Below are 12,818 nucleotides of genomic sequence, written 5' to 3' on the forward strand. Positions count from 1 at the left end.
GATGCGGTCATGCGGTCACGGGGTGACGGGGTGACGGGGTGACGGGGTGACGGGGTGATGCAGCAGTGCGGTGGAAGCGGCGATGCACACGCCTGCAGGTGATGCCGTTAACGACCGAGGACCCGCCGTAGCGGGTCCTCGTCCGTTCGTGGCTGCCTGGTTCTGCACCGGTGCAGTGAAGCCGTGTCGGGGTCACCATCGGTGGCCCGGCAGGGGCGTCAGCTCTGGTCGCGCTTGCGCTCGTCCCACTTGTCTTCGAGACTCGCCATGAATCCGCTCTTCCCGCCGGTCGGGGCCTTCGTCGGCCTTCCCGCGGGCTGGCCCTGGTCCAGCTGCTTCGACTTGGTCGTCGCGAAGTAGACGCCGCCCCCCATGATCAGGAAGCCGGCCACCCCGATGAGGATGTTCTGGTTCACGATGCCCGCGAGCAGCACGAGGATACCTGCGATCGTGATGAGCGAACCGATGACCAGGCGCCTGGTCGACATCGACTTGCGGGTGTCCGACGCCATCGAGTGCGCGAACTTGGGATCGTCGGCGTGCAACTGCTGTTCAAGCTGATCAAGCAACCTCTGCTCGTGTTCCGAGAGTGCCATGACCGCCTCCTTGATATGGGTACCAACGTTCCTCCACCCACCCAACGTCCCGAACGCTCACCAGGTTCCCGGTGGAGGGGTCGATGACCACGGGCTCCGGAGGGTGCAAATGCGTGCTGGACGGCAGCTGGACTACCTGCTTCAAGACTAGTTTGCTACGTGGTGCCCGCAAAGTCACAATGCGGAATGCAAGGGGGGTTCCGCGGAGGCGCCCCGACCCCTTATACCGCTCAGGCACGCGGATCACGGTCGGTCTGCCGGGCTCCCCGGAAGGACACTCCACCGCCCGATCGATCGTGATTTCCGGCCCGCCTGCCGGCCCCCGTCTCCGACGCTGCGCGAGCCTGGCCCAGCGCGCTTCCACCAGCACCCCCAGCGGCGCGTCCGCCCGCACCTCCGCCCACATCCGGGGCAGTGCCTCCACCAGCATCACCGGCAGCGGGCGGCTTCCCTCCTGATCGCCCGCGACGGGCCTCGTCCGCACGTCGGAAAGCGAGCAGCCCGGCGGGCACGACGCCGGCGTCGCCGAACCTCCTGTTCACGTCGTCGAGCACCCGCTCGGCAAGGCGCCAGTTGTCGTCGCGCCGGTCGATCGTCAGCTGCGTGGAGCCGTCTCCCCCGCTCTCGAGCGATTCGGCGCGCAGGCCGATGAGCCGCACGGCCATGGGCCGATCACCGAGGGCGGCGAGCAGGGCCGTCGCCGCCGTGTACAGGGCGTTGGCACTGTCGACGGGTTCATCGAACTTCTTCGACCGCGTCAGGGTGGAGAAGTCCGCGTACCTCAGTTTGAGCGCCACTCCGCCGGCCCGATTGCCCGAAGCGCGGAGCCGGGTCGCCGTACGGTGCGCCAGCCGCAGCAGTTCCCGCCGTAGTACGTCGGAATCGTCGATGTCCCTGGAGAACGTCTCCTCCGCTCCGATGCTCTTCTCGGGCCGCGCCACGACGACGCGCCGCGGGTCCCTCCCCCAGGCGAGGTGGTGCACGTGCTCGCCGGAGCTTCCGAGCAGGCGCCTCAGGGTGGTGACCGGCGTGTGCGCCACGTCCTCCACCGTGCGGATGCCGATGCGGGCCAGGACTTCCTGCGTCTTCGCGCCGACCCCCCAGAGCGCCGAGACGGGGAGGGTGTGCAGGTAGGCGACCGTCCGGTCACCCGGGATCAGCAGGAGTCCGTCGGGCTTCGCCCGCGTGGAGGCGATCTTGGCCACGAACTTCGTCGTCGCGGCGCCGACGCTCGCGGTGATACCGAGGGTGGAGCTGATCTCCTCGCGCACCTGCTCACCGATCTCGCGCGGACCGCCCAGTCGTCGCATGGACCCGGCCACGTCGAGGAATGCCTCGTCGACGCTGAGCTGCTCCACGTGCGGCGTCACCGAACGGAAGATCCGCATGACCTGCCCGGAGACCTCCGAGTACCGACGATGGTGAGGCGGGAGGATCACCGCGGTGGGGCACTGGCGCATGGCGACCGACATCGGCATCGCGGAGCGCACCCCGAAAGCGCGTGCCTCGTAGGACGCAGACAGGACGACGGAGCGGCCGGACGGTGATCCGACGACGACGGGAACGCCATGCAGATGAGGGTGGTCCAGCAGCTCCACGGAGACGAAGAAGGCATCCATGTCGATGTGGAGGATGTGGCACTCCGCATGCTCGACCGGCTTCCGACCCTCATCCCTGACCACGCCCACATCGTACGCAGTGCCACCGACAGCCGGGCCCCGGCGGGCGCGACGACCCTTCGGGACCGCCGGTCGGGGTGGAGCCGCCCGATAGAGTGGGAGGACCTGACCCAGTCGAACCGCCCGGGAGATCCATGCTGTCCGCACCTGCCACCCCTGATCAGGGCGGCCCCGCTCCTGACGCCATCACGGCGGAGCAGGACCTGTTCAGGTCCGCGCTCACCAGGACCATCGACGAGTTCCTGGCTGATCAGGTGGATGTCCTGACTGCCATCTCCGAGGAGTCACTGCCCCTCATCTCGAGCATCGCCACGCTCACCCGGGGCGGTAAGCGGATGCGCGCCCTGCTCTGCTACTGGGGATGGCGCGCAGCGGGAGGCGAGCCCGGGGCTGCGGCTCCGGTGACCGCCGGGACGGCACTGGAATTCTTCCAGGCCGCGGCCCTGATCCATGACGACATCATCGATCGGTCGGATACCCGCCGCGGAGGGCCGAGCGTGCACCGGCAGTTCTCCGCGCGCCACACGGAGGCGGGCTGGCATCTCGACCCCGAGCGCTTCGGCGTATCCGCAGCCATCCTGGCCGGGGACCTGTGCCTCGCGTTCAGCGAGGAGCTGTTCACGGCGTCCTGCTCCGCCGAAGCGGGTGAGGCCGCCCGCAGCATCTTCAACCGCATGCGCACCGAGGTGATGGCCGGCCAGTACCTGGACCTGCTCGAGGAGGCGGTGGGGCCTGACCAGACGCCCGAGCAGGCCGAGCTCCGTGCCCTCAACATCCTGCGCTTCAAGTCGGCGAAGTACTCGATGGAACGGCCCCTCATGCTCGGCGGAGCACTGGCCGGAGCCGATGAGGTACTGCTCACGGATTTCTCCGCCTTCGCGCTCCCCCTGGGCGAGGCCTTCCAGCTCCGGGACGACGTCCTCGGCGTGTTCGGCGATCCGGGGGTGACCGGCAAGCCGGCGGGCGACGACCTCCGGGAGGGGAAGCGCACCTTCCTGATCGCGCGCGCTCTCGGCGAGAGCGGCAGCGAGGTCCGGGCGAGGATCAATGCGATGCTCGGCGACACCGCGCTCGACGACGACGCGGTGCATACGCTCCGCGAGCTGATCGTCGCGAGCGGTGCGCTGGCCCAGACCGAGAAGCTGATCGAGGAGCGATCAGCCGAGGCCTTCCGGGCCCTCGCACGGCTCGAGGTCGATGCGACGTCGCTCGAGGCCCTGCGCCTCCTCGCCGAAGCCGCCGTCACCCGCACTGCCTGAAGCACGGCGGGTGCGTGACCCGCCCGGCAGTGGATATCGGCCTACCAGGCAGCGGCCTGCGCCCGACGGCGGATCTCCGTCTTCCGCCCCTCGCGCAGCGCATCGATCGGTCGACCCGGCAGCGACTCGTCCTCCGTGTAGAGCCATCGGATGATGTCCTCGTCCCCGTAGCCGGAATCCGCCAGGACGACGACGGTGCCCTTGAGGCTGTCGAGGATCGCCCCGTCCACGAGGAATTCCTCCGGGACACTGCGGATGTTGCGCTCACCGATGCGGACGCTGACCAGCGCCCGCTCGGTGATGAGCGAATGCACGCGGGTGATGGGGAGGTCGAGCGCCTGCGCCACCTCGGGGAGGTTCAGCCAGGCCGGGACGAGCTGTTGGAGTTCATTCACCGTCCAAGGGTGCCATGCCGACGCATTCCGGCTCCACTCGGAAGACCTGCGCCCCAGGCCGTCGGCGGGTCCGCGATACGCGACACGATGCGGATCAAGTGCGACACGCCGGGCAGCAGCTTCACAAGATCCAGCTACCTCTTGTGCTACAGCGCTCATCGTGTAAGTTCACATGAGTCACAGAAGTAACAATAACCACAGGTGACACATCAGCATCACCAGCACTGCGCGCGCCCGGTCAGGAAGCATCATCCCGGGGGCGTGCGTCCGCGCGGACTCAGCCGCCAACAGACGAGGAACGAAACATGACTGCCCAGCGATCGAACGCACCGCTGAACGGCGCCCGCAGGAAGGCCACCGGCGCCAGCGCGCGCGGCCTGAATGTCGCCGTGACCACCGCCGCCCTCCCCGCGGTGATTCTCTCTTCGGTCGCCCTCGCCCAACCGGCGACGGCGGCTCCTGCCCAGGTCGCGCCGGCCATGCGTCATCTCGGCACCGCTACGGTCTCCCTGCCCTCGCGCACGATCGTGCCCGCTGCCCTGGTGGCAGTGCAGGTACCCGCGCAGAAGATCGCGATCGCCGCCCAGCCCGTTCCCGCCGAGTACACGGTGAAGCCGGGCGACACCATCGGAGCGATCGCCAAGCGCCACGGGCTGTCAACGGACGGCCTCCTCAGCCTGAACCGGATGAACGCCCGGACCGTGATCTACCCGGGCCAGAAGATCACGCTCGGCGGTAAGGCCGGGGCGGAGAAGCCTGCGTCCTCCGCTCCCGCCACCCCGGCGGTGAAGACCTCCGGCTCGACATACGTGGTGAAGCCGGGCGATACCCTCGGCGCCATCGCCTCGCGTGCAGGGGTCAGCCTCCAGAGCCTCCTCTCGGACAACAAGCTCTCGATGACCTCGATCATCTACCCGGGCCAGAAGCTGACGATCGGGGGCACCGGCGCTGCACCGGCTCCCGCGCCCGGCAAGCCCGCTCCGGCTCCGGCGCCTACGCCGCAGGCCGGGTCCTACACGGTGAAGGGTGGGGACACGCTCGGCGCCATCGCCTCCCGCCACGGTGTCTCCCTTCAGGCGCTGCTGGGCGCCAACAAGATGACCATGACCACGATCATCTACCCGGGCCAGAAACTGACGATCCCCGGCAAGGGCGCAGCACCGGCTCCCGCGCCCGGCAAGCCCGCCCCGGCCCCAGCCCCGGCCCCAGCCCCGGCGCCTGCGCCGCAGGCCGGGACCTACACCGTGAAGAGCGGGGACACACTCGGCGCCATCGCCTCCCGCCACGGTGTCTCCCTGCAGGCGCTGCTGGGCGCCAACACGATGACCACGGCCACCGTGATCTACCCCGGCCAGAAACTCACGATTCCCGGCAAGGGTGCGTCGCCGGCCCCGGCGCCCGCACCCTCGCCCTCCGACCTCGTGCCGTCGAGCTTCCTCGGCTACACGTACCCGGACCGCGTCGTCGCGGACGCCAATGCGAACAAGGCGCTCCTGAACTCCCTGCCCGCACCGTCGCAGGCCGAGATGCAGAAGATCGTGGCCGACACCGCCCGTTCCATGGGGGTCGACCCCAGCCTGGCGCTCGCCTTCGCCTACCAGGAGTCCGGCTTCAACCAGCGGGCCGTCTCCCCTGCGAACGCGATCGGCACCATGCAGGTCATCCCCTCCTCGGGACAGTGGGCGAGTGACCTCGTGGGCCGCAAGCTGAACCTGTTGGACCCGTACGACAACGCGACGGCTGGGGTTGCGATCATCCGGTCGCTCGTGCGGACCAGTCCTTCCCTCGACATCGCGATCGCCTCCTACTACCAGGGTGCGTACTCCGTGCAGACCCGCGGGATGTTCCAGGACACCAAGCAGTACGTCGCCGCCATCAAGGCCCACCAGAAGAACTTCCGGTAGGCCGCGGAGGTCCGTCCTCCGGGACTGTGACCGCGGACAGGAGGGGGTGGGATCGCGTGGTGGTCCCGCCCCCTTCCGTCGTCCCCGCCTAGTATCGGAGGGTGCACCAGCAACGGAGGGACCCGCTCGAGGGCGCGACGGTCGACGGACGGTACGTCGTCGAATCCCGCCTGGCCCGAGGCGGGATGTCGACCGTCTACCTGGCCACGGACCGGAGGCTGGACCGGCGCGTGGCGCTGAAGGTGCTCTATCCGCACCTCGCCGACGAACCCGGTTTCATCGACCGGTTCGAGCAGGAGGCGAAGTCCGCCGCCAGACTCTCGCATCCCCACGTCGTCGGCGTGCTCGACCAGGGTGTGGACGAGGTGAAGGGGCAGGCCATCGCCTACCTCGTCATGGAGTTCGTGCAGGGGCGCACACTGCGCGAGGTCCTCCGCGAACACGGCCGTCTCACGCCCCGGCATGCACTGGTCCTGCTCGACTCCGTCGTCGAAGGTCTCGCCGCGGCGCACGACGCCGGGCTCATCCACCGCGACGTCAAGCCCGAGAACGTGCTGCTCTCGGACAGTGGGCAGGTGAAGATCGCCGACTTCGGTCTCGCCCGGGCGGTATCGGCGACCACCGGCACCGCGACCCTCGTCGGGACGGTCGCGTATCTCTCCCCCGAACTGGTGCTCGGCAGGCCGGCGGAGGCGCAGAGCGACATCTACTCCACGGGCGTCATGCTCTACGAACTGCTGACCGGCAGGCAGCCCTTCACGGGCGAGACGCCGATCCAGGTCGCGATCCAGCACGCGCAGTCGGACGTCCCTGCCCCCTCCGTCCTCCTCCCTGGTCTTCCGCAGGACATCGACGAACTCGTCCAGTGGTGCACCTCTCGGGATCCCGAGGACCGTCCGGTCGATGGCGCGGCGCTGCTCGGTGAACTCCGGCACATCCGGACCGTCCTCACCGACGAGGAGCTCGACTTCGTCCCGGTCGGGACGGCGGGCGCTGCTGCGGTGCAGGAGAGCCTCACTGCCGCCGTCGTTCCCCGCCTGCCGGACGCCCGGCGCGACGACGGCACCGCCGCGTGGCCGTCGTCCGATGCTGCAACCGGCACGGAGATCCTGCAGGACGGACTGACCGGCCCATGGCACGGGGAGCGGCGGGACGGCATCGGCACGGAGCCGGCCGGTGGGCGCGAGGACCACACCGAGGCACTGGCACGCCCCTCGACCGGTGCGCAGCACCCCTTCCCCGCTCCGGCCGGCGCGACGGAGGTCTTCCGCACCCTCGACGAGGCACATCGGACGAGCGTGATCGGCACGGACCGGAACGCCACACGCGTGATCGGTGCCATGCCAGCCGCTGCACCGGCGTCCTCCCGTCAGGAGCCCGCTCCGTCCGCGGCGCGACGCACATCGTCCGACGCCGCTCCAGGTCCGACCGCCGACCCCGTGCGTGCCGGGGGCAGCGCAGCCCGTCCATTGTCGAAACGGCAGCAGTCCCGCGAGGCGCAGCGCCCGCAGCAGTCGCTGCACGGTACAGCCGGCCGACGCTGGGTCCGCGCGCTCGTCGTCCTGCTCGTCCTTCTCGCCGGCCTCGTGGCGACCGCGGGCTGGTTCTTCGGCGCCGGGCCGGCCGGACTCGTGTCCCTGCCCGACGTCAGCAACACACCCCTCGAGGAGGCCCGGGCGGCACTCGCGGATCAGGGCCTGTCCGCCATCGCCACCGAGGAGGTGTTCGACGAGCGGGTCCTCGCCGGGCTGGTCGTCGCCACCGACCCGGCCGCCACCTCCGAGGTCAGGCGCTTCGAGCGTGTCGAGTTGATGGTGTCGAAAGGCCCGGAGCTCTTCGCCGTCCCCGACCTCCTCGGACGCGCCGAGGTCGATGCCGCGGCGCGTCTCGGTGCCGCCGGTCTGGCCGTGGGACGGCTGGAACAGGAGTACAGCGAGACCGTTCCCGCCGGGAACGTCCTCCGGCAGACCCCGGGAGCGGACGCGGAGCGGCGTCGTCATTCCACGGTGGACCTCGTGGTGTCGCGCGGTCCGGCGCCCGTCGCCGTCCCGGACGTCACCGGACTCACGGCGGAGGAAGCCTCGGCCGCCCTCGAGCAGGCGGGCCTCGTACCCGCCGTGGCCGGGGTCGAGGAGTTCAGCGGCACGGTGCCACGCGGAGCCGTCGTGAGCCAGAGCCCGACGGGCACCGAGGTGCAGCGCGGTGCGACCGTGACGCTGACCCTCTCCCAGGGGCCGCGCCTGGTGAGGGTGCCCACCGTCTTCTCGCTGTCCGAGGACCGGGCCGTCGCCGCACTCGAGGAGGCGGGCTTCGTGGTGGAGGTCGACTACACCTTCGGTGGCTCGGTCCTCGGACTCGTCGCAGGGCAGAGCCTGACGGGTGAGCAGCCCGAGGGGACGACCGTCCGTATCACCGTTACCTGACACCGTCACCGGAAACAGGCATCGAATACAGGCATCGAATACAGGCATCGGATACAGGCACCAGATACAGGCAGGCGGCCACCTCGGGTGGCCGCCTGCGGGCGGGGGTGCGCGATCCGGCCGAGTGCCGGAGCCTCAGCTCCTGGAGAGCGCTCCTGCCACGAGGAAGGCCATCTCCAGGGACTGCATATGGTTCAGGCGGGGGTCGCAGACCGACTCGTAGCGCTCTAGGAAGGCTTCCTGGTCGATCGGATCGGCGCCCCCGAGGCACTCGGCGACGTCGTCGCCCGTCATCTCCACGTGCAGCCCGCCCGGGAAGGTGCCCAGGGCGTTGTGCACCTCGAAGAACCCCCGGACCTCGTCGATGACGTCGTCGAAGTTACGGGTCTTGTAGCCGTTCGGCGAGGTGACGGTGTTGCCGTGCATCGGGTCGGTGACCCAGAGCACCTGCGCACCGGACGCCGTGACACGTTCGACGAGAGAGGGCAGCTTCTCGCGGATGTTCGACGCCCCCATGCGCGTGATGAAGGTCAGGCGGCCCGGTTCACGGTTCGGATCGAGCTTGTCGATGAGGGCGAGGGCGTCGTCCGCCGAGGTGGACGGGCCGAGCTTGACGCCGATGGGGTTCCGCACGCGCGAGAGGAAATCGACGTGTGCACCGTCGATGTCGCGGGTACGCTCCCCGATCCACAGGAAGTGCGCCGAGGTGTCGTAGGGCAGGGAGGTGCGCGAGTCGATGCGTGTGAGCGCCCGCTCGTAGTCCAGGAGCAGGGCCTCGTGGCTCGCGAAGAACTCGACGCGCTTCAGCGCCTCGAAGTCCGTGCCGCAGGCGTCCATGAACCGCACGGCCCTGTCGATCTCGCGGGCCAGCGACTCGTAGCGGGAGTGCGCGGGGTTGGCCATGAAGCCCTTGTTCCAGTGGTGCACCAGGCGGAGGTCCGCGAACCCGCCCTGGGTGAAGGCGCGGATGAGGTTCAGCGTCGAGGCGGACGTGTGGTACGCCTTCACCATGCGGGAGGCATCGTGGGCGCGGCTCTCCGGCGTGAAGTCGTAGCCGTTGACCATGTCGCCGCGGTAGGCGGGAAGGGTCACGCCGTCGCGCGTTTCGTCGTTCGACGAGCGGGGTTTGGCGAACTGGCCCGCCATGCGGCCCATCTTGATGACGGGCAGGGACGCTCCGTAGGTGAGGACGACGGCCATCTGCAGGATGGTGCGCACCCGGGCGCTGATCTTGTCGGCGGTCGCGCCGTCGAAGGTCTCGGCGCAGTCGCCGCCCTGGAGGAGGAAGGCCTTGCCCTGTGCCGCGGCGGCGAGTCGCTCGCGCAGCACGTCCACCTCGCCCGCGAACACCAGGGGCGGCAGGCTCGAGAGCTCCTTCACCGACGCCGAATAGACCCCCGCGTCCTGCCACGACGGCTGCTGCACGGCGGCCATCGAGCGCCAGGCATCGAGGCCATCGGTGGTGGACGGGGTGGGTTCCGCGGTACGCGGAAGGGCGGGAGCTAGTGAATCGGTCACACCGGGATTCTACGTGCTGGCCGTCGGGCCCCCGATTCGGCCCGTCATCGCCGCGTCGCGACAGGTCACAGAGCAGAGAGCCCGGGCGGACTGCGCCTAGCCTGCCTGCGGCCTGGAATCGGGACCGTCGGCAGCACCGGCCTCGTCCGCACCGGGCTGCTTCCTCCCGGCCCTGCCGATCTCCGTGACGGCGCCGGGAGCGGGAGCGTCGGGAGAGATGCGGACGGCGGCCTTCCGCGTGTCCGCACCGGGCTTCGGCGTCTTGCGGCCCGCTGCCTTCTCCGCGGCGAGGCGTTCCTTCACCGTGCTGGCATAGGCGTCCACGTACTCCTGGCCGGAGAGGCGCATGAGTTCGTACATGATCTCGTCCGTCACGGACCGCTGGACGAAGCGGTCGTCCTCGAGTCCCCCGTAGCGGCTGAAGTCCAGGGGCTCCCCGATAATGACCCCGACGCGCCTGATGTTCGGGATGCGCCGACCGATGGGCTGGACCTTGTCCGTCCCGATCATCGCCACCGGGATGACCGGTACGCCGGTGGCCAGCACGAGCTTCGCGACGCCGGTCTTGCCGCGGTAGAGGCGGCCATCGGGGCTGCGGGTCCCTTCGGGGTAGATGCCGAGGATGCCGCCCTCGTTCAGGATGTCCATGCCGGCGGTCAGCGAGGACGACGACGCCGCACCGCCCGAACGGTCCATGGGCAGCTGGTTGGAGAGGCGGAAGAACAGGGCGGTGAGCCTGCCCTTGATGCCCTTGCCGGTGAAGTACTCCGATTTGGCGAGGAACACGACGGGCCGGGGCGACACGATCGGCAGGAAGATCGAGTCGGAGAAGGACAGGTGGTTGCTGACGATCACGGCGGGCCCGGCGGACGGGATGTTGTCGAGTCCCTTGACCCAGGGCCGGAAGAGGAGGTTCAGGATCGGACCGACGATGATCCGTTTCATGACCCAATAGAACACGCTGCCAGCCTCCCTGCATGGACGGTGCGGCATGTGGCGTGCCACCCGCTTTTTCCTGTGGAAGCCTACTCTAAGGGGGCCGACCCGGCGGACGCCCGTCCTTTCCGGGGTGCGCCGCCCCTGCACCCGGTCCCGCCCGGCGTCGAGCACCGCCGACACGCTGGCGGCCGGTTGACGTAGCGCCGCGTGGTGTCCACGATGGGGCGAGCACGCCCTCCCATCACCAGGATGCCGGCCCGATGTCCTCGGGCCCAGGCGCAGCACGCGACAGCAGGTAGCAGAGTATGGGCCCCCGAGGTCAGGAACCGAACGAATCCACCGACGACGCCGTGTGGCAGGACCTCGTCGCGCGGCTGGAGGGCACCGCCTCCGATCCCCTGGCCACCGAGGCGTCACCCCGTGCCCAGGAACCGCCCGCCGGGGCGCCGGGAGCGCGTCCCGAGGGTCGCGGTGTCCACAGGACCGATGCGGCCGGCGCAGCTCCCGCGGCACGGGGCGGTGGAGAGCCGGACGGCCTGACCGATCGCGAGCGGGCCGATGCCATCTTCCGCAACCAGCCGTTCGCCTCGGCGGGGCCACGCGACTATGTCGCCCCCGAGGAGCCGGAGGAGGACGACGGCTTCACCCCGGACGAGCCGCCACCCCTGGGCTCGGGCGACCCACTCACCGTTCTGGCCTGGGTGGGTGCCGCCGGCGGGCCCGTCCTGCTGCTCCTGTTCGCCATGTTCTGGCAGGATGCTCCCCTGGCCGCGACACTGGCCGTGCTGGCCCTGTTCCTCGCTGGTGCGGGCTACCTCGTGACGAAGCTGCCGAAGCACCGGGACATCGGGGATGACGGCGCCGAGGTCTGACGGCGTCCGTCCTCCGAACCCGTTCCCCGCCCGGTCGGGCAGGCACCGGTGGCGGTGGTCAGGTTCCGCTGCGGGACAGCAGGCGTGACAGGTCCGCGGCACCGATCAGCCCCGCCTGGGGTCCCAGCGCGGCACGCTCGATCCTCGCCGCGGGCCGGAAGCCCCGACCGGTCAGGTTCCGACCGAAGGCGCGACGCGCGGGATCCAGGAGCAGCTCGCCCGCATCACTGAGCCCGCCGCCGATCACGAAGGTCCCGGGATCCAGGGCGGCCGCGAGGTTGGCGAGGCCGAGCCCCAGCCACTGCCCGACGTCGTCGACGAGTTCCCGCGACGCCGGGTCACCCTCCATCGCCAGGCGGGTGACGAGGGCGCCGGTGATGCCCGAGCCGTTCCCCGCATCCGCGCCGGCGGCGTCGATGATCGCCCGTGCGACGGGTGAGTTCGCTGCAGCGAGCTCCCTCGCCTCGCGGCCGAGAGCGTTGCCCGAGGCGTACTGCTCCCAGCACCCGCGATTGCCGCACTCGCAGCGGTGACCCTGCGGCACGATGATCTGGTGCCCGAACTCCCCGGCGACGCCATGGCGCCCGCGCTCCACGCGGCCATTCATGATCATCGCGCCACCGATGCCCGTCCCGAGCGTGACGCAGACCAGGCGGGTCTCGCCACGACCGGCCCCGAAACGCCACTCCGCCCACGCGGCGGCGTCGGCATCGTTGACCACCGTCACCCGTCGGCGCAGCAGCTTCTCGAGGTTGCGCCGCAGGGGCTCGTTGCGCCATGCGAGGTGGGGGCTGAACAGGACGGTGCTGTTGGTCAGGTCCATCCACCCCGCGGCGCCGATGCCGACCGAGCGGATGCGGTACTCGTCGGAGAGTTCGCGCACCAGATCGGAGATGACGGCTTCGACCGCGCGGGGATCCTGTCCCGGCGTCGCCCTGCGGGCCTCGGCGAGGATGCGGCCGTGCACGTCCACCACCCCTGCGGCGACCTTCGTGCCGCCGATGTCCACGCCCACGGAGAGTCCTCGCCGTGCCGGGTTGGGGAAGGAGGACCGCGCTGCTCGCTGCGACAGGGGGCCGTTCGTCCGCCATCCGGCCGGGGCCTCGCTGCGAGGCCGGCGGACCCTCGGTGCAGTCGGCTCGGGCGTGATCGCCATGCGGTCCTTCCTTGTCACAGACCGCGCGACGCGCCGCCGTTACCGATCCGTACACTACTGGACGGTCTGTGCAGCAG

Annotated in this window: 10 protein-coding genes; 4 read left to right on the top strand and 6 right to left on the bottom strand. The window is 70.1% G+C overall.

The window, feature by feature from the left end:
• Positions 1-218: 218 nt before the first annotated feature.
• Together FNH21_RS10525 and dinB are read right to left on the bottom strand one after the other, a co-directional pair.
• Positions 219-596: a DUF3040 domain-containing protein gene (locus tag FNH21_RS10525; RefSeq protein WP_152814960.1), complete on the bottom strand. Its 378-nt coding sequence runs from the start codon at positions 594-596 to the stop codon at positions 219-221.
• Positions 597-826: 230 nt separating this feature from the next.
• The gene (gene dinB, locus FNH21_RS10530) at positions 827-2,278 is read right to left on the bottom strand and encodes a DNA polymerase IV (RefSeq protein ID WP_338403240.1); all 1,452 of its coding nucleotides are present in this window, start codon (positions 2,276-2,278) and stop codon (positions 827-829) included.
• A gap of 131 nt (positions 2,279-2,409) precedes the next feature.
• On the opposite strand from dinB, the gene FNH21_RS10535 reads away from it, so the two are divergent.
• Positions 2,410-3,534 (top strand): polyprenyl synthetase family protein, encoded by a 1,125-nt coding sequence (locus FNH21_RS10535; RefSeq protein WP_152814964.1) that lies wholly within the window; start codon positions 2,410-2,412, stop codon positions 3,532-3,534.
• A gap of 41 nt (positions 3,535-3,575) precedes the next feature.
• Here FNH21_RS10535 and FNH21_RS17095 read toward each other — a convergent pair whose 3' ends face one another.
• Entirely contained in the window at positions 3,576-3,929 is a 354-nt protein-coding gene (locus FNH21_RS17095) for an Rv2175c family DNA-binding protein (protein ID WP_338403241.1), read from the bottom strand.
• A 305-nt stretch (positions 3,930-4,234) separates the two neighbouring features.
• Here FNH21_RS17095 and FNH21_RS10545 point away from each other — a divergent pair, with 305 nt between their 5' ends.
• On the top strand, positions 4,235-5,833 hold the full coding sequence (locus FNH21_RS10545; RefSeq protein ID WP_152814967.1) for a lytic transglycosylase domain-containing protein: 1,599 nt from the start codon (positions 4,235-4,237) through the stop codon (positions 5,831-5,833).
• A gap of 101 nt (positions 5,834-5,934) precedes the next feature.
• Positions 5,935-8,256 (top strand): Stk1 family PASTA domain-containing Ser/Thr kinase, encoded by a 2,322-nt coding sequence (locus FNH21_RS10550; RefSeq protein WP_152814970.1) that lies wholly within the window; start codon positions 5,935-5,937, stop codon positions 8,254-8,256.
• 135 nt (positions 8,257-8,391) lie between these two features.
• Here FNH21_RS10550 and FNH21_RS10555 read toward each other — a convergent pair whose 3' ends face one another.
• The gene (locus tag FNH21_RS10555) at positions 8,392-9,774 is read right to left on the bottom strand and encodes a class II 3-deoxy-7-phosphoheptulonate synthase (RefSeq protein WP_191931850.1); all 1,383 of its coding nucleotides are present in this window, start codon (positions 9,772-9,774) and stop codon (positions 8,392-8,394) included.
• A 96-nt stretch (positions 9,775-9,870) separates the two neighbouring features.
• Positions 9,871-10,734 (bottom strand): 1-acyl-sn-glycerol-3-phosphate acyltransferase, encoded by an 864-nt coding sequence (locus tag FNH21_RS10560; protein WP_191931851.1) that lies wholly within the window; start codon positions 10,732-10,734, stop codon positions 9,871-9,873.
• A 284-nt stretch (positions 10,735-11,018) separates the two neighbouring features.
• On the opposite strand from FNH21_RS10560, the gene FNH21_RS10565 reads away from it, so the two are divergent.
• The gene (locus FNH21_RS10565; RefSeq protein ID WP_152814973.1) at positions 11,019-11,585 is read left to right on the top strand and encodes a hypothetical protein; all 567 of its coding nucleotides are present in this window, start codon (positions 11,019-11,021) and stop codon (positions 11,583-11,585) included.
• A 58-nt stretch (positions 11,586-11,643) separates the two neighbouring features.
• On the opposite strand, the gene FNH21_RS10570 is transcribed toward FNH21_RS10565, so the two are convergent.
• A complete protein-coding gene (locus FNH21_RS10570; RefSeq protein WP_152814976.1) occupies positions 11,644-12,741 on the bottom strand; it encodes an ROK family glucokinase in 1,098 nt (365 codons plus the stop codon).
• Positions 12,742-12,818 lie beyond the last annotated feature (77 nt).

Source organism: Arthrobacter bussei (assembly GCF_009377195.2).
GTDB lineage: Bacteria > Actinomycetota > Actinomycetes > Actinomycetales > Micrococcaceae > Arthrobacter_D > Arthrobacter_D bussei.

Coding starts and splice junctions, on each gene's coding strand:
- FNH21_RS10525 (WP_152814960.1), bottom strand. CDS start 596: ATGGCACTCTCGGAACACGAGCAGAGGTTGCTTGATCAGCTTGAACAG.
- FNH21_RS10535 (WP_152814964.1), top strand. CDS start 2,410: ATGCTGTCCGCACCTGCCACCCCTGATCAGGGCGGCCCCGCTCCTGAC.
- FNH21_RS10545 (WP_152814967.1), top strand. CDS start 4,235: ATGACTGCCCAGCGATCGAACGCACCGCTGAACGGCGCCCGCAGGAAG.
- FNH21_RS10565 (WP_152814973.1), top strand. CDS start 11,019: ATGGGCCCCCGAGGTCAGGAACCGAACGAATCCACCGACGACGCCGTG.
- FNH21_RS10570 (WP_152814976.1), bottom strand. CDS start 12,741: ATGGCGATCACGCCCGAGCCGACTGCACCGAGGGTCCGCCGGCCTCGC.